This is a genomic window from Mesorhizobium cantuariense (genome assembly GCF_042647205.1).
Taxonomy (GTDB): Bacteria; Pseudomonadota; Alphaproteobacteria; order Rhizobiales; family Rhizobiaceae; genus Mesorhizobium; species Mesorhizobium cantuariense.
This window is the reverse complement of the sequence record NZ_JBHRVD010000001.1, coordinates 5,230,081-5,246,987: the sequence shown is the minus strand read 5'-3', so window position 1 is coordinate 5,246,987 and position 16,907 is coordinate 5,230,081. Positions and strand designations below refer to the sequence as shown.

The window sequence follows — 16,907 nt, the reverse complement described above, 5'->3', positions numbered from 1 at the left end:
GTCAAACCTCGCCCCCCAGATTGCGACGACTTGTGATAAAAAAAAGTGCTGGCAGCCCAACCTTGATGCATTCGAGGCAATGGGCGCGGCCCGGACCGCCTGCGTGTTAAGTTCTTGGTAACTCTAACAAGTCGAACAGAACTCGAAGGCCCAAAAAGGCATTGGCTTCTCGTGCCCTCCATAGATGCTAGGGCTGACATTGAGGCGAGTCCAAGGAGCAGAGACCAGCATGGCCACCGTCCTGAACGCCAAGGGCGTTCCACTCCCCTACAGCGGGTCCTCGACCAGATGGTACTCGGCGACGAATTCCGGCCCGGCACTTTATGGCAGCATCTACAACGACTCGCTCTACGGCGACAGTAACGTCAGCGTCACGATGTATGGCGGCAAGGGCGATGATATCTACTATCTGTATTCCACGAAGAACAAGGCGGTCGAACTGGCCAACGAGGGTGTCGACACCATTTCGACCTGGATGAGCTACAGGCTGCCTTCGAATTTCGAGAACCTGACGGTCACGAACGACAAACGCTATGCTTTCGGAAACGAGCTGAACAACATCATTACCGGCGGCTCCGGCCAACAGACGCTCGACGGTCTAAAGGGCGACGACGTTCTCAAGGGCGGATCCGGGGCGGACATTTTCGTCGTGGCACCCGGCAACGGCAGTGACCTGATCCTGGACTTTGGCGCCGAGGATACAGTGCGCGTCGGGAGCTACGGCTTCACCTCCTTCGAGCAGGTGCACGCCAACATGATCCAGTCGGGAGCGAACGTCCGGCTTGATCTATCCGACACCGAGTTTCTCGTCTTCGCCAACAAGACAATCGACCAGTTCACCGCAAGCCAGTTCGATCTGGCCCTGGACAGGTCGCATCTGGAACTTACCTTCTCGGACGAGTTCAACACACTGAACCTGTGGAATGGCTCGAGCGGCACCTGGGACACGAACTTCTGGTGGGGAGGCGCGAATGGTAGCTCGCTCACGAGCAATAGCGAGCTTCAATGGTATATCGATACCGGCTACGCCCCGACGAGTTCAGTCAACCCGTTCAGCATCGAGGACGGTGTTCTCACGATTACCGCCGCCCGAGCCCCTGAGGCTATCAAGCCCTACATAAACAACTACCAATACACGTCAGGTTTGCTGACGACTTACGAATCCTTCGCACAAACCTACGGCTATTTCGAAATTCGGGCCGACATGCCCGAAAAACAAGGCGCATGGCCGGCCTTCTGGCTTCTGCCGGCGGACGGCTCCTGGCCACCGGAACTGGACGTCATAGAGATGACCGGTCAGGATCCAAACAAGCTTCTTCTGACAAGCCACTCGAACGAGACGGGAACTCATACAACAGCGGCTTCGACGCCCTTTGTCTCGGATACCGCAGGGTTCCACACATACGGGGTGCTGTGGACGGAAGACGAACTCGTCTGGTATTTCGACGACGTCGAAGTTGCCCGTGCCGAAACACCTGCCGACATGCACGAGCCGATGTATATGCTGGTCGATCTGGCAGTGGGCGGCATCGCGGGAGCGCCCGCCGACGGGCTTGCGACGCCCGCGGAAATGCAGATCGACTACATCCATGCCTATTCGTTGAACGATTGGGTTATCTAGGCGGAAGAAAGAGCGAAACGGCACGACGTCGATCGATGGGAGGCGCCACCGGGCCGGCGCCTCTTTTGCCGTAAGGTTCGCTGCGGCGGTCTGGGCCTAACGAGCGCAACCTTGGCCGCGCGTCTCATCTATGTGTCTCGGCTCGGCTCGCGACAGTGGTCTGTCCGCGCTTCGATGACTTTGACCACCGCGATCATGTCGAGGTCGCCATGGCCCAACGCGACGGTTTCCTCGTAAAGGTCGCGGCAGACATCAAGGACGGGCGAGGCGATCCCGCGACTCCTGGCCGCTTCAGCAATCAACCGCCCGTTCTTCAGAACGTCCGCGATCGTCGCATGGGCTGAGAAGTCGCCTTGCACGAGTTTCGGCGCCTTGAGACGTGAAATGTCGCTCGCCATCTGGCTTGCCGCGAGAACCTGGATGACCTGATCGAGGTCGAGCCCGCCGCGCTGGGCAAAATGCAGTGACTCCACGAGGCCGGTGACCGTCGCCAGCAGGAGGATATTGACCGCGAGCTTCATCAGAAGCGCCTTTGGAACCGCGCCGCAGGTGATCGAGCTTTTGCACATCGGTGTCAGGCACGACCGCGCCGCCGCAACGGCCGCTGGCTCACCGGCCAGCATGGCGACCAATTGGCCGGCTTCGGCGGGTTTGCGCGAACCCGATACGGGTGCCTCGACGTAGCCGCCTCCCGCCGTGCGGGTATCCTTCTCAAGCTGCAGGGAATAGTCCGGCGAGGTCGTGCCCATATGCACGATGACGCGACCGCTCACGCGAGCCGTAAAACGGCTGGAGAACCGATCGAGAACGGCATCGATAGCGGCTCCATCGGTCAGCATCAGAATAACGATGTCTGATGAAGCAAACAGGTCATCCGGGCTGGAAGCAACCCTTGCTCCGGCCCGCTTGAGTGCGGCCGCCTTGCCGGCCGACCTGTTCCAGACCGTCAACGGGCCGGCGTTGGCCAGATTCATCGCCATCGCCAAGCCCATATGCCCCAACCCGATGAAACCCACGCGTGGTGTGCCGTCCATCATCGACCTCCAGTCGGCATTCGCTCAACCTGGCTGACGGCCATGGTGGCCGTTGCCGGGTTGCGGCGTACCTACACATCTGACCCAACCAAACCAATGGACAAGCTTTCGGGGCAGGTGAGCATCTTTCACTTGTCGTTGCCGCTCGATGGCGCCGAATAGAGGAAAGGCGCGTCACACGGATTGCGACCGGAACTCTCCTTGGGCTCACGATGGTCGAAATGACAGAATCGCCGAGTGCCGGCATTGCGGCACCGAATGACGAGCATCACGGGTGCTACCTCATCCGGTCGCTCCAGGGCGTCGAGGGAGGTCTTTGTGACACCTTTTTCAGCCGCCTCCGTCGGTCCGACCTACGCTGGAGATTTGGCGGCCCACGCACCTCAGGCGCGTGTCTGCTGCCTTGCCGAAACGCAACGCTCCGAGGCATGGCGTTCGCCGCCTGCAGCGTTTCCGGTGATGTTCTGGGAATCCTGAACCTGGAGTATGTCGACCCGTCCACCGCGGAGATCGCTCTGATCGTGCGCTGGGACGCGAAACGGCGCGGCATCGGACGGGCACTGATCTCGCACGTCATGAGGTGGTCCAAGGCTGTGGGCCTCAAGCGTCTGGTTGGCCATGCCATGCCAGACAACAAGGCCATGCTTCGACTGGCCATCGCCGTCGGCTTCCGACGCGCTGGCGGGGATCAGGCGCTGATCGAATTGTCGTGGCTTACCGGGGCGGAGGCTTGATCCCGCCTCGGCAATACGCGGGACGAATTGGGAGAGATTGCGTATAGTGACGCACTTAAACGCATTGTGGTCACGGGTGATGCAGTGGAGTCATGGAAGCCAAACATCGAGGAAGGATCGGCGCCGCTTTATGAACGCATCGCCGACGCGATCCAGCAGGACATTCACGCCAACCGGTTGGCGCCAGGCACACGGTTGCCCGCGCACCGGGATCTGGCGCACGCGCTCTCCATCGGCACCGGGACGGTCACCAAGGCATATGGCGAAGCGGAACGCCGCGGCTTGCTGTCCTCGCAGGTCGGGCGAGGATCCTTCGTCACAGCCGCGGCTGAACAGCAAGGTCGCGGCTCTGCCAGCCCGATAGATCTCGCATACAACTTTCCTCCCGTCGGCTTGACATCACGGTATCTGGCAGAGGCGATGGGCCGTCTTTGGCGGCGCCAGGATTTCGCCGAGACCAGCCGCTACACCGCACCTGAAGGTTTGGGCAGCGCGCGCGCCGCGGCATCCCGATGGATCCGCGAGCGGCACGAACTGGATATCGCCTCCGCCAGCAATCTGATCCAGACCAATGGTGGGCAGCATGGGCTCTCGTTGCTTTTGCAAACCCTCTGCAGCCGCGGCGACACTGTGCTGTGCGAGGCGGCCACCTTTCATGGCCTCAAGCTTATCGCCAGGGCCGCGCACCTGAAGCTAGAGGGGGTTACACTGGATTCGGAAGGTCTCGTTCCGGAGGCGCTGGAGAAGGTGGCTGCGTCGACAGGCAGCAAGGTTCTCTACGTGGTTCCCACCCTGCAAAATCCCACGGCGAGCACCATGTCCACCAACCGGCGCCGCGAGATCGCAGCAATCGCGCGCCGCCATGACCTGTTCATTATCGAGGACGATGCCTATCGCGCGATCGCGGGCGGTTCGATCCGCCTGCCTCCGACCTTGGCAGATCTTGCGCCTGAGCGCACGTTCTACATAGCGTCATTGTCGAAGAGCATTTCTCCGGGACTTCGACTGGCGTTTGTGCTGCCGCCCGACCTCTCATGGCGTGAGCGGATATTGAACAACATCGTCGCGACCGGCTACGCGCCGCCTGCCCAGAATGCTCTGGTATTCGCCCAATGGGTGGAAGACGGCGTTGTTGATACGCTGGTTGGCCAAGTGCTTGCGGAAATGCGCTGGCGCACCGCCACGGCTCAACGGATCCTTGGTAAGGACGTTTCAACACCGGGGGCGGATCAGACATTGCATGTCTGGCTGCCGCTCGATTCCTTGCAGGCCGAGCGTGCCTATGGCCGGGTCCTTCGCGCCGGCATACAGATCACGCCTCCCGATGCGCCACTGGTGGGGCAGGGCGTGAGCGGCCTCAGGATATGTCTGGGCAGCGTCGCCGACCGATCGGTGCTTCAACGGGCGCTGGAGGTCGTGTCGCAGTCGCTGACTGAGGAAACGCCAGGGCGCTCGTCGGCCATAGTTTAGCCTGGGGCGAAGGCTCTCTCGCTAAGCCTGGCCTTGCGCAACCAGCCTCAAATTCCTGGTCGCGCCAACCGGAACCCTGCCGTCGCGCGAATGCGATGCCGCCGGCGGCGAGGATTGCGACTTGAGTTCCTGCAGGATCCAGTTCCTGAACGATTTGATCTCCGGCCGGTCGAAGGATTTATGGGTCCCGACCAGCCAGTATCGCGTGGCAAGAGAGATCGGTGGGCCGGCTATCTCAATGAGGTCGCCTGCGTCAATGTAGCCGTTCATCACCGGCCTCCTGCCCATGGCGATGCCCAGCCCTTGGATAGCCGCTTCCGCGGCCAGTTGGATAGTGTCGACGTTGATTGTCCGCGACCCTGAAACCATGGCAATGCCCTTGGCCTGGAACCAGGCCGCCCAGTCTTCCGAGGCCGCAGTGACGTGAATTAACGGTGCGCGGTCAATGAGCCGGATTTCTTCTCTGCAGCCGCGGTCGCGAGCAAACTCTGGCGAGCATACCGGCACGAAGGTTTCCGCCACCAGCTCTGTCCAGGATTCGCTGGGTCGCGAAGATGTTGCCATGCGTATTGCAAGATCGAACCCGTCGGTCAAAAAATCGACGTGGCGCCGGGCGGTGTCTATCGTGATGTTTATGTCGGGGTAGCGGTCCGCAAATTTGGTCAACCTTGGGAGCAGCCAGCGGTTTGCAAATGTCGGCGCGACACTCACGGACAGTGCGCCCGTTGCCTTGCGTCGACCGGGAAACACCTGGGTCGCACTCGCCAGGATTGTCAGCGCATGGTGCACTTCGGCTGCGTAGGCCTCGCCTGCCTGGGTCAAAGTAAGTCCCCTGGCGTCCCGCAGGAAGAGTTCCGCTCCCAACCAGTGTTCAAGCGTCCGCAAGCCGTGGCTGACAGCACTTGGCGTGACATGCACTTCCTCTGCCGCCTGTTTGAAGCTGCCAAGCCTGGCCGCGGCTTCAAACAGCCGCAAGGTATTCATAGGAGGGAGCCTGAAACCCATTCTCTCTTGACCCCAAAATGGATGTGCGATGCTCATCCAGTGGCCAGTACTCACATTGCTATTGTCGCTAAGTCAATGTCGATATTGTATCTGATACAATTTTCCGCATAGCAGCCCGTCCGGATGAGAGCTGTTCAAGTTGGGTAAACAAGACTCGTTTGCGGCGGTGGCGCGACGAGCCGACTCCTTGGGTGCGAGACCGGGCCGAGGAGATTGCGGTGAAAACGAGTTCCACTGGGGTGGCTGCCGCTGGTCGACACAGCGCGATGCGCTGGCTGCTGCGGTTGGTCAGGATTGTTTTGAACAGGCGCCAGCTGATCGGAATGCTGGAGATGGACGACCGCGAATTGACCGATCTGGGTTTATCGCGCCATGACGTAAGACAGGTGCTGAGATTGCCCCTTTGGATCGATCCGTCCGCGGCGCTTAGCGAGATCGCCCAGCGTCGAATTGCGGAGCGCCATGCGGGAACCGGTCATGGTGATTCATAGACCATTGCAGCAGGGAGGCCAGAAGCCCCACCACGGCCATCGAGGCCCAAGCCAGCATGTAGGAAGCGGTCAGGTCGTAGGACAAGCCACCCAGCCATGCGCCCGTGAAGCCGCCCAGCTGATGGGTGAAAAAGGCGATACCGAAAAGCGTGTTGAAGTGTTGCAGGCCGAACATATTCGAGATGAGGCCCGAAACCAAAGGAACCACCCCGAGCCAGAGAAAGCCCATGACTGCCGCGAAGGCCAAAGTCGAGAAAGCGGTCACCGGGCACGCCGCGAAAACGACGATAGCCAGGGTGCGTAGAAGATAGATCAGAGCCAGAAGCTGTTTCGGGTTGTGTCGAGCGCCCAGTCGCCCCGTCACATAGGAGCCTATGGCGTTCGCGATCCCAATGACACCGAGCGCGAGCGCGCCGATCTCAGTAGAGATGCCGCAAATGCCGAGATAGGTGGGCAGATGAACGGTGATGAACTGGAGCTGGAAGCCGCAGGCAAAAAAAGCAAGAGACATGGCGATGAAGCCGGGGTGCCGCATTGCTGCGCCGACCGCGGCCTTGGTCGATGAAGACACTTCCACCGCCGCTCTATCCACTGCCGGCTTGCCGCCGACAAAAAACGATATCGGCACGATTGCCAGGGCAAGTGCGGCGAATGCAAGCACCGCCATGCGCCAGCCTGCATGATCGATCAACGATTGACCCAAAGGCGCAATCACGAGCGTCGCCACCGAGCCGGCGGCTGAAACAACGCCGAGCGCCTGAACGCGTTTCTCCGCCGGAACGCTGCGCGACACCGCGCCAAGAACGACGCCGAAGCCGCATCCGGCAATGCCGATGCCGACCAGGACACCGGCTCCGACGTTGAGACCGACGACCGGCCCTCCCCAGGTCATCAACACGAGGCCGAAAGCGTAGATTATGGCACAGGTTACCAGCACCGGCCGTGGGCCGTAGCGGTCACCGGCCATCCCGATTACGGGTTGCGCCAACCCCCAAACGAGGTTCTGTAAGGCAAGCGCAAAGCCGAACGTGCTTGCCGAAACGCCGATGTCGGCACGGATCGGCTGGAGGAAGAGACCGAGGCTCTGTCGCAATCCCATGCAGATCGACAGGATGGCTCCGCCGACGATCATGAGCAACAGCGGCGACGGCGTTGAACGTTTAAACGGAACCTGGCCCGCAGGGGAGACGGTGGAAGGGCGCAACGGTGATCCTCCAGAAATGAAAGCCGGCTGGTCATTGTTAGACCAGCCGGCGAAGATCTTGGTATGAGAATGGCTCACCTGGAGGGAAGGCCATTCATCCGCAGTCGCGCCTTGAAGCGCCGCCTCTGTAGCTAGAGTTGGCTATAGATGTATTTTCCGTCGTCACCCTTGTTCCACTTATAGACGACATAGTCGGGATTGGTGGTGTCGCCCTTTTCGTTGAAGCTGCGATCGCCAAGGACAGTATGGAAGACGCCATGCTTCTTGATCTGCTCGGCAACCGTTGCCGGGTCGATACTGTTGGCGGCCTTGGCCGCCTCGGCGATCACCTGCACCGAGGCATACGAATAGAGTGTATAGGCTTCTGGCTCGAAGCCGGCCTTGCGGAACGTGTCCACGATGGTCTTGGCGACGTCGCGATTGCGGGGATCCGGCGGGAAGGTGAAGGTGAAGCCGTTGATCGCATCTCCCGCGATCGATGAAATCTCCGTGGACACCGTGCCGTCGTCGGACATTACCGTTGCCTTCAGGCCTTGGTCGGCAAGCTGGCGGAGGATCAAGCCGGCCTCGGTATGCAGGCCGCCATAATAGACCACCGAGATGCCAGCTTCTTTCATCTTGGCGATGAGGACGGAGAAGTCGACGTCTCCCGGATTGATGCCTTCGTACATCACTTCATGCACACCGGCGCCGTTCAGCGCCTTTTTCGTTTCATCCGCGACACCCTGCCCATAAGGGGTCTTGTCGTGCACGATGGCGATCTTGGCGTCTTTGAAGGTCTTGGTAAGGTAGGCTGCAGCGACAATGCCCTGCTGGTCGTCGCGTCCGCACATGCGGAACGTGTTCCACAGGCCCCGTTCGGTGTAGCGCGGGTTGGTCGAGGCCGGGGTTATCTCCAGAATTCCATTCTCGGCCAGCACTCCCGAGACCGGAATGGAGACGCCGGAATTGTAGTGGCCCACGACGAACTTCACGCCGTCAGCAATGAACTTGTTGGCGACTGAGATGCCCTGTTTCGGATCGGAGACGTCGTCTCCGATAACGATCTTGAGCATTTCGCCGTTGATGCCTCCTGCTGCGTTGACATCATCCACCGCTTGCTGCGCGCCACGCAGGACCTGGGCGCCAAACGCAGCGTTCGGACCTGTGATCGGGGCGCCGACGCCGAGCAGGATATCGGCATGCGCGCTGGCTCCAAATGCCGCGAAGGCCGCGGCGGCAATGGCTGGGACAAGTCGTTTTCTCATTCCTGTGCTCCACTCGTTAGACGGTGAGAATGGCTGTTTCTCCCGCGACACTCACCCCTTGCCGCAGGTATTCGACGTGCCGGACGAGGTCCGGGTTGCGAACTGGATATCGCGTTGAAAGGGATCAGACCTTCTCGACTTCGGCCCTGCCCAGCAGCCCGGAAGGAAGAAAGATCAGCACCACGACGAGGATCGAGAAGGCCGCCACGTCCTTGTAGTCGACGGAGAAATATGCCGACCAAAGGGCCTCGATGAGGCCGATCAGCAAGCCGCCAAGGACAGCCCCCGGTATCGAGCCGATGCCGCCGAGTACCGCGGCGGTGAAGGCCTTGACGCCCGGGATAAACCCGCTCGAGAACGAGATCACCCCGTAATACATTATGAACATCGTGCCGGCGACCGCGGCCAAGGCGGCGCCCATGACAAAGGTCAAGGATATAGTCCGATCGACGTCGATGCCGAGCATCGCCGCCATCTTCGGATCCTGTTCGCAGGCACGCTGCGCCCGTCCGAGCGGCGTCTTGTTGACGAGGTACCACAAGAGGGCCAGCAGCACCGCGGTCACGGCCAGAATGACGATCTGCTTCAGCGTCACGACCACGCCGGAGAACTCAAAGGTCTGCGAGATCATCGGCGGAATCGGCTTGTTGCGCGGACCCTGAACGACCTGCACGAAGTTCGAAATCATGATCGAAATGCCGATCGCCGTTATCAGCGGCGCGAGGCGAAAAGAACCCCTCAACGGCCGATAGGCGATCCGCTCGATCAGCCAACTCCAAAGGCTTGTCAGGACCATTGCCACGATCGCCATGACAAGCAATGCAACGGCCACAGGCAGGGAATAGAAAAGGCTGACGAGGACAAGGAACACGATCAGCGCGCTGAATGCGCCCAGCATGAAGATGTCGCCATGAGCGAAATTGATCATGCCGATGATGCCGTAGACCATCGTATAGCCCAAGGCGATGAGCGCGTAGATCGCGCCCAACGTCAGACCGTTGAGCACCTGCTGGGCGAAATATTCCATGTCGACCCCTCTTGGACCGGACCCTTGTTTGCGCACAACAGAGGGTGAGCACTGCGGTGCCTCAAGCGACTTGTTCTCGTCCGTGGGTGAGGAGCTTTCATTCGGTCGATGGGGGTGCAGGTCGAGCGGCCAGAAACGGCCATGCATGAGCGGCGCTAATCTGCGGCTGAATATCCCTCGCTTGCAGCGTACGCGCCGGGTTGGCTAGCAACAACGCGTACCCACGTACACTGCGGATTGCTGGCAGGCCTGTGGATGGGCCTTGCGACAGTCTGCTGGGAACGGTCGACAGACAGGGAGACGGCAAGGGTTCCCATTCCTTGTACGATCTTGGCTGGCGGCCGTTCCTCCTTTTCCTCGGAGGTGGGTTCAGCACCAAGGAACCAGTCCATGAAACACTCGGCACCCATCGAGTTCTGGTTCGAGTTCAGTTCGCCCTATGCATTTTTTGCCGCGCCGGAAATCGTCGACGTAGCGCGGCGTCACGACCGACCGGTCGTATGGCGACCATTTCTGCTTGGAGCCCTGTTGAAAGTCACAGGGATGAGCCCGCTGCCGGGCCAGAAATTGCGCGGCGCTTACGCATTGCATGACTGGCAGCGATTGGCCCGGCTGCACAAGGTGCGGTTTTCGCTGCCGACGGTGTTCCCCTTGAACTCTCTGGCGCCGGCTCGAATGACCTATGCCGTCGAAAGCTTCGAACCTGACAAAGCTGGTCCCTTGGCCCGCCATTTTCTGGCTGCTCTCTTCGAACGCGGCGCCGACATAGCCGATGTTTCCATTGCGGCGCGGCTTGGCGCGGAGCTCGGACACGACGCAACAATGCTGAGCAACGCGGCTGCGGATCACAAATGGAAGGACGTGCTGCGGGCTCGAACAGACGAGGCGATCGAACGAGGGATTTTCGGTTCGCCATTCGTTGTTGTCGACGGCGAAGGTTTCTGGGGCTCGGACCGCTTGGCGATGGTCGACCGCTGGCTCTCCTGCGGCGGATGGTAGGCGCATGACGGCCCGACACGGCCAAATTCCTTGGGGCCGCGGCCAAGAGCAATAGAAAAAAGGCCGATTCGAACCGGCCTTTTCTCGTTCTTGAGCGAAACAAAGCGCTTACTGAAGGTTGACGATCTTTCCGTCCTTCCATGTGAAAAGACTGAAGCTCGGCGAGCTCAGGTCGCCATTGTTGTCATAGGTCAGCTCGCCGATCGCGGTCGGTATTGCTTCTCCGGACTTGAGTGCCTTTTCGACATCGGCGACACTTGCCGACTTCCCGGCCTTTTCGATGCCGAACTTCAGCACTTCGACGGCAGCGTAGGAATTGAGCGTGAAGGCTTCCGGCGGGATGTTTTTCTCCTTGAGTATCTTCAAGGCGTCGGACGATGCCGGGTTTTTGGTCGCGTCACTGGCGTTGGTGAAGATTGTGCCCGCAGCAGCTTCATTGGCGATCGCCCAGTACTCTGTGTTGGAGATACCTTCACCGCCGATAATCTGCGTCTTGATCTGAAGGTCGGCAAGCTGTCGGGCGAGCAGCCCTCCTTCCGGATGGAAACCTCCGAAATAGACGACTTCAGCCTTTTCGACCTTAAGCCGCGCAACCAAGGCCGACAGGTCCTTCTCGCCAGGGGTCAGCGATGCGTAGAGGACTTCGCTGACGCCGCCGCCGTTAATCGCTCGCTTGAACGCATCGGCGAGCCCTTTTCCGTAGGTCCCGTTGTCGTGAATGATCGCGATACGTTTGTCCCTCAAATGCTGCAGAAGATAGTTCGCCGAGACCTCGGCCTGCTGGTCGTCCCGCCCGCAGGTGCGAAACACGTTTGTGAGACCGCGGTTTGTCAGATCCGGCGCGGTGGCGGTTGGCGTAATCATCAAGACGTCGTTCTCGGCAAAAACATCGGAAACCGGTATCGATACGCTCGATGTGACGGGGCCGACAACGAAGTGGACGCCGTCGCCGACAAGCTGGTTCGCGACCGAAACGCCTTGCTTCGGGTCGCCCGTATCGTCAGCAAGTTTTACGACGACCTTCTCACCGCCGATCCCGCCGGATTTGTTGATGTTGTCGATGGCGGCCTCGGCCCCGTTTTTCAACTGTTCGCCATAGGCGGCCAAGGGGCCGGTCAAGGGCGCGACCAGTCCAATGGTTATATCGGCCCTCGCGGCGGGTGCCGACATCAGCGCCGCGACGACAGAAAAACTTAGTGCTTTTGCAAAGTACATTGTTTTCATTGTCCTTTTCCCCTCCGGAATGAGAGCGAAGCCGGCAACACATCGGATAAGGGTTGCTGTGGCGCAGGCATACGGGTGGACAATGGCGACGACCGAATAGGCGGGCAAAAGAGAGTTGTTCAATCGTTGTGAGGATTTCTCAGGCGATACGTCCGTCGCAAGCCTGACAACAACGGATATGGAATTGAGGCGTTAACCCCGAGTCTCGGTTTGCAGGTATTGCCCCGACATTGCACAGATCCCGCTGAGGATATCGCTCCGCCTCAGGCGCTCACCGATACGTCGTTGTTCGAGGCAAATGTTGTTAGTGACAGCAGCCATTCCATGGCAGCTCAAGAACAGGTAGGCCTTCCTGCCGGCCTTCAGCGCGACCGCGCGCCAATGGCATCAGCTTAGGATGGCTCTCATGAAATCTTGATCTCGTTGAAGTTGTGTTTTTAGATTTAGGTGACGGTTGCCTCGGCTCACGTTCGCTGCCACATATTGCAACATCAAGGCCACAAGAGGATTCAGTGTCTCCCGAGGGTAGTCAGCCGTTGCGCGCTCTTGCCCCGCAACGCCACGCGGAAATCCTGAAGCGTGTTGGCGCTAATGGTTCGGTCAGCATCGCCGAACTCGCGGGGTTTTTCGATGTTTCGCGCGAAACCATCCGTCGTGATCTGAAGCTGCTGTCAGACAAGGGACAGCTCGACATCGTGCATGGCGGCGCCGCCCGCTTCGAGCCGAGCGAACCGGCGATGAGCCAACGCAGCCAGGAGAATGCCCAGGGCAAGGCCGCGATCGGCAGGGTGGCCGCCGGTCTCGTCAAGGACGGCATGGTGGTGTTCCTCGATTCGGGCACCACCACGCTGGCCGTCGCACAAGCCATGACCGACCTGCGCGATCTCACCATCTGCACGGCGAGTCTGAAGATCGCGCTCCTCCTGTGCCACGTCTCAGGCATGCGCGTGCATATGCTGGGTGGCGAAGTCGATCCAGCCGAGGAAGCAGCCTCCGGCGTCGACATGCTGGAGGCCATGGCGCGCTTCCGCGTCGACATCGCCTTCCTAGGCGGCGGCGCGCTCTCGCCCGACGGCGAGGTGACCGATTTCACCCGCGCCGGCGCCGAACAGCGCGGACGGATGATCGCGCTCGCCGCCAAGGCCTACTTCGTCCTTGACAGCAGCAAGTTCGCAAAGCTGACGCCGCTCCGGATTCCGAATTTTCAGCGCGCCGCAGGTGTGATTGTCGATGCGAAGCCGCAGGCGGACATCGCTGAGGCGCTGGCGCGAAAAGGGCCGAGCCTTATAGTTGCGTCTTGATGTGATATTTTGTTGCATTTTGTGTTGATTTTTGGAACGCCTCTGCTATGGTTGCCGCAGATTTCGCGCCAGCAGGATGTCCCATGGCACATGAATTCCCCTCCCAAGCGCGCGTCGTCATTGTCGGCGGCGGCATCATCGGTTGCTCGGTCGCCTATCACCTAACCAAGCTCGGCTGGACCGATGTCGTCCTGCTCGAGCAAGGCCAGCTCAGCGGCGGCACCACCTGGCACGCCGCCGGCCTTGTCGGGCAACTGCGCAGTCATGCCAACATGACCAGCCTGATCAAATATTCCACGCAGCTCTACAGCGAGTTGGAAGCCGAGACCGGCCTTGCCACCGGCTGGAAGAATTGCGGCTCCCTATCGGTGGCGCGCACGGCCGACCGCATGACGGTGCTGAAGCGCACGGCCGCTTCGGCGCGTGCGCAGGGGGTGGAGATCGACGTCATCTCGCCGAAGGAGGCGGCCGATCTCTGGCCGGTGATGGCGACCAGCGATCTGGTCGGCGCCGTCTGGCTGCCCGGAGATGGCAAGGCCAATCCGACCGACCTCACGCAATCTCTGGCCAAGGGCGCGCGCAATGGCGGTGCGAAAATATTCGAGCGGGTCAAGGTCACCGGCATTACCGTGAAAAACGGCGTCGCCTGCGGCGTCGAGACGGACCGCGGCAACATCGCCGCCGAAATCGTCGTCAACTGCGCTGGCCAGTGGGCGCGCAAGGTCGGGCTGATGTGCGGCGTCTCGGTGCCGCTGCATTCGGCCGAGCACATGTACATCGTTACCGGCAGGATCGAGGGCGTGCATCCGGATCTGCCGGTCATGCGCGACCCCGACGGCTTCATCTATTTCAAGGAAGAGGTCGGCGGCCTTGTCATGGGCGGCTTCGAGCCGCACGCCAAGCCATGGGGTATGAACGGCATTCCGGAAAATTTCGAGTTCGCGCTACTGCCGGACGATTGGGATCAGTTCGAGATCTTGATGGAAAACGCGCTTGTCCGCGTGCCGCAATTGGCTGAGGCCGAGGTCAAGAAATTCTACAACGGTCCCGAGAGCTTCACGCCGGACAACAATTTTCTCCTTGGCGAGGCGCCCGAATTGAAGAACTTCTATGTCGGCGCCGGCTTCAATTCGATGGGCATTGCCAGCGCCGGCGGCGCGGGCAGGGCGCTGGCCGAGTGGATCGTCAATGCAGCGCCGACCATGGATTTGTGGCCGGTCGACATCAGGCGCTTCGCCTCCTTCAACAACAATCCGCGCTGGCTGCATAACCGGGTCAAGGAGACGCTCGGCCTGCACTACGCCATGCCGTGGCCGAACCGCGAACTGGACACTGCAAGGCCGTTCCGCCGCTCGCCGCTCTACGACCGGCTTGCCGCCAAGGGCGCCTGCTTCGGCTCCAAGATGGGCTGGGAGCGCGCCAACTGGTTCGCTGCCCCAGGAGAGAAGGCGGAAAACGACTATGCCTTCGGCCGCCAGAACTGGCACGAGGCGGTTCGCCGCGAAATGAAGGCGACACGCGAAGCCGTCGCCATCTTCGACCAGACCTCCTTCGCCAAGCTTCTCGTGCAAGGCCGCGATGCCTGTGCGGCGCTCAATCGGATTTGCGCCGGAAATGTCGATGTACCGGTCGGTACGTCCGTTTACACGGGCGTGCTCAATGCGCGTGGCGGCTACGAAAGCGATCTCACCGTGATGCGGCTTGGTGCGGAGAAATTCCTCATCATCACCGGTTCCGCGCAAGCGGTCCACGATGCCGACTGGATCGTCAAAAACATTCCGTCGGACGTCCATGCAATCCTGACCGACGTCACCTCGTCCTATGCGGTGCTGGCGCTGATGGGGCCGCGCTCGCGTGATCTGCTCAGCAAACTGTCGTCGGCGGATCTCTCCAACGCCGGCTTTCCCTTCGCCACCATCCGCGAGATCGATATCGGCTACGCCACTGCCTATGCCAACCGCATGACCTATGTCGGCGAGCTCGGCTGGGAACTGATCGTGCCGACCGAATTCGCCGTCGGCGTCTACGAGGCGCTGCACGAGGCCGGCCGCGAATTCGGCTTGGCTGACGCTGGCTACTACGCGCTCGACGCCTTGCGCATCGAGAAAGGTTTTCGCGCCTGGGGTCGTGAGCTGACGCCAGATATCAATCCCTGGCAGGCCGGGCTTGGCTTCGCCGTCGCGATGGACAAGCCGGGTGGCTTTGTCGGCCGCGACGCGCTGGTTGAGACGAAGCCGTCGACAGCACCGGCAAGGCGCGTCGTGCTGTTCACGCTCGATGATGCCGAACCCATGCTGTGGGGTGGCGAGCTGATCCTGCGTGATGGCAAACCGGTGGGCGAGGTGCGTTCCGCTGCCTATGGCCACACGCTTGGCCGCTCGGTCGCACTCGGTCTGATCGAGAACGAGGCAGGCGTCGACGCCCTGTTCCTGAACGGGGGCCGTTTCGAGATCGACCTTGCCGGCGTTCGCCATGCCGCTACAGCGCATCTGCGCAGCCCCTATGATCCGAAGTCGGAGCGGGTGAAGGCGGATGCGATGGAGGTTCGCGCCGCCGCTTAATCCGCCGACATGGACCGTGCCATATCGAGAAAGGCGCGCACGAGTTTGCCGCCGCTGCGTTCGCGCAGGCAGATCAGCGCTTCGTCCATCAAGGTCTCGGGACCGTCGATGGTGATCGGCACCAGTCGCGAATCCTGGCCGAATTCGGCCGCCGAGACAAAGCCGATGCCGGCGCCCGAGGCGACGATCTCGCGGACGGCTTCGCGGCCCTCGGCCTCGATCACGGGCCTGAGTTCGATCTTCGACGCCGCCGCGAGGTCTTCGAGCTTCTGACGCGTCTTCGAGCCGCGCTCGCGCATGACCAGCGATTCCTGCGCGAGTTGCTTGAGCGTCAGCGATGCCTTCGCCGCCAGCGGGTGATCGACGGACGCGAACGCGATGATCGGCGTCGAGTTGAGTTTCAGCACCTCGAAATCGCGCCCGGTCGGCACTTCGCCCAGCACGCCGATGTCGGCATCGTAGCTGTAGAGGCTGCTGATCACCGTCTCGGTGTTGCCGGCGCGCACCGAAACCTGGACGCCGGGATAACGGGCCCGGAAGCTGCCGAGGATGTGAAGCAGATGATGCGCGGCATCGGCGACGATGCGTAGCGTGCCGGACCGCAGGGCGCGCGACTCCGTCAGCAGTTCCAGCGCCTGCTGCTCGGTATCGAACATGCGGTGGGTGATCTCGAGCAGCTTCTGGCCCGAATGGGTCAGCGTAACCTGCTTCTTGTTGCGGTTGAACAGCAGCACATCATACTCTTCCTCGAGCTTGCGCACCTGATCCGATATGGCCGGCTGGGTCAGGAACAGCGCTTCGGCCGCCCGCGAAAAACCGCCGGAGATTGCCACCTGGTGAAAGGCCCGCAGCTGAACGTAGCGCATCTTGTCCGCCTTTCGAGATCCCGAAATCGTCGGCAGCTTACCATAAGGTGTGCTAACTTAAAGATAGAAATGAACGATTTGACTTATGTCTGGTCGGCGATCAGCCTTACTGTGGGTCGACGT

The 16,907-nt window shown here is 60.8% G+C and carries 13 protein-coding genes; 6 read left to right on the top strand and 7 right to left on the bottom strand.

Annotated features, from left to right (window positions below):
* Positions 1-229: 229 nt before the first annotated feature.
* Entirely contained in the window at positions 230-1,621 is a 1,392-nt protein-coding gene (locus tag ACFOJ9_RS25690) for an endo-1,3-1,4-beta-glycanase EglC (protein WP_378982521.1), read from the top strand.
* A gap of 128 nt (positions 1,622-1,749) precedes the next feature.
* On the opposite strand, the gene ACFOJ9_RS25685 is transcribed toward ACFOJ9_RS25690, so the two are convergent.
* Positions 1,750-2,655, bottom strand: coding sequence for an NAD(P)-dependent oxidoreductase (locus ACFOJ9_RS25685; protein ID WP_378982518.1), 906 nt, complete (start codon positions 2,653-2,655; stop codon positions 1,750-1,752).
* A gap of 212 nt (positions 2,656-2,867) precedes the next feature.
* On the opposite strand from ACFOJ9_RS25685, the gene ACFOJ9_RS25680 reads away from it, so the two are divergent.
* Both ACFOJ9_RS25680 and ACFOJ9_RS25675 read left to right on the top strand, forming a co-directional pair.
* Positions 2,868-3,389 carry a GNAT family N-acetyltransferase gene (locus tag ACFOJ9_RS25680; protein ID WP_378982516.1) on the top strand — a complete coding sequence of 174 codons (522 nt, stop codon included), beginning with the start codon at positions 2,868-2,870 and terminating at the stop codon, positions 3,387-3,389.
* 27 nt (positions 3,390-3,416) lie between these two features.
* The gene (locus ACFOJ9_RS25675; protein WP_378982514.1) at positions 3,417-4,859 is read left to right on the top strand and encodes an aminotransferase-like domain-containing protein; all 1,443 of its coding nucleotides are present in this window, start codon (positions 3,417-3,419) and stop codon (positions 4,857-4,859) included.
* 21 nt (positions 4,860-4,880) lie between these two features.
* Here the strand turns inward: ACFOJ9_RS25675 and ACFOJ9_RS25670 are convergent, their stop codons facing one another.
* The 4 genes from ACFOJ9_RS25670 to ACFOJ9_RS25655 form a co-directional block, all read right to left on the bottom strand.
* On the bottom strand, positions 4,881-5,900 hold the full coding sequence (locus ACFOJ9_RS25670) for a LysR substrate-binding domain-containing protein (RefSeq protein ID WP_378982512.1): 1,020 nt from the start codon (positions 5,898-5,900) through the stop codon (positions 4,881-4,883).
* A 390-nt stretch (positions 5,901-6,290) separates the two neighbouring features.
* Positions 6,291-7,559 carry an MFS transporter gene (locus ACFOJ9_RS25665; RefSeq protein ID WP_378982510.1) on the bottom strand — a complete coding sequence of 423 codons (1,269 nt, stop codon included), beginning with the start codon at positions 7,557-7,559 and terminating at the stop codon, positions 6,291-6,293.
* Positions 7,560-7,690: 131 nt separating this feature from the next.
* On the bottom strand, positions 7,691-8,806 hold the full coding sequence (locus ACFOJ9_RS25660) for a branched-chain amino acid ABC transporter substrate-binding protein (protein WP_378982507.1): 1,116 nt from the start codon (positions 8,804-8,806) through the stop codon (positions 7,691-7,693).
* Positions 8,807-8,930: 124 nt separating this feature from the next.
* Positions 8,931-9,833 (bottom strand): branched-chain amino acid ABC transporter permease, encoded by a 903-nt coding sequence (locus tag ACFOJ9_RS25655; RefSeq protein ID WP_378982504.1) that lies wholly within the window; start codon positions 9,831-9,833, stop codon positions 8,931-8,933.
* A 330-nt stretch (positions 9,834-10,163) separates the two neighbouring features.
* On the opposite strand from ACFOJ9_RS25655, the gene ACFOJ9_RS25650 reads away from it, so the two are divergent.
* A complete protein-coding gene (locus tag ACFOJ9_RS25650; RefSeq protein ID WP_378982502.1) occupies positions 10,164-10,832 on the top strand; it encodes a 2-hydroxychromene-2-carboxylate isomerase in 669 nt (222 codons plus the stop codon).
* Positions 10,833-10,940: 108 nt separating this feature from the next.
* Here ACFOJ9_RS25650 and ACFOJ9_RS25645 read toward each other — a convergent pair whose 3' ends face one another.
* Positions 10,941-12,047 (bottom strand): branched-chain amino acid ABC transporter substrate-binding protein, encoded by a 1,107-nt coding sequence (locus ACFOJ9_RS25645; protein WP_378988061.1) that lies wholly within the window; start codon positions 12,045-12,047, stop codon positions 10,941-10,943.
* A gap of 521 nt (positions 12,048-12,568) precedes the next feature.
* Here ACFOJ9_RS25645 and ACFOJ9_RS25640 point away from each other — a divergent pair.
* Positions 12,569-13,357 carry a DeoR/GlpR family DNA-binding transcription regulator gene (locus ACFOJ9_RS25640; protein ID WP_378982500.1) on the top strand — a complete coding sequence of 263 codons (789 nt, stop codon included), beginning with the start codon at positions 12,569-12,571 and terminating at the stop codon, positions 13,355-13,357.
* Between the two features lie 83 nt (positions 13,358-13,440).
* A complete protein-coding gene (locus tag ACFOJ9_RS25635) occupies positions 13,441-15,918 on the top strand; it encodes a GcvT family protein (RefSeq protein ID WP_378982498.1) in 2,478 nt (825 codons plus the stop codon).
* Here ACFOJ9_RS25635 and ACFOJ9_RS25630 read toward each other — a convergent pair.
* Complete coding sequence (locus ACFOJ9_RS25630; protein ID WP_378982496.1) at positions 15,915-16,784, bottom strand: LysR substrate-binding domain-containing protein; 870 nt, start codon at positions 16,782-16,784, stop codon at positions 15,915-15,917. The two genes, ACFOJ9_RS25635 and ACFOJ9_RS25630, sit on opposite strands and share 4 nt — an antisense overlap.
* Positions 16,785-16,907 lie beyond the last annotated feature (123 nt).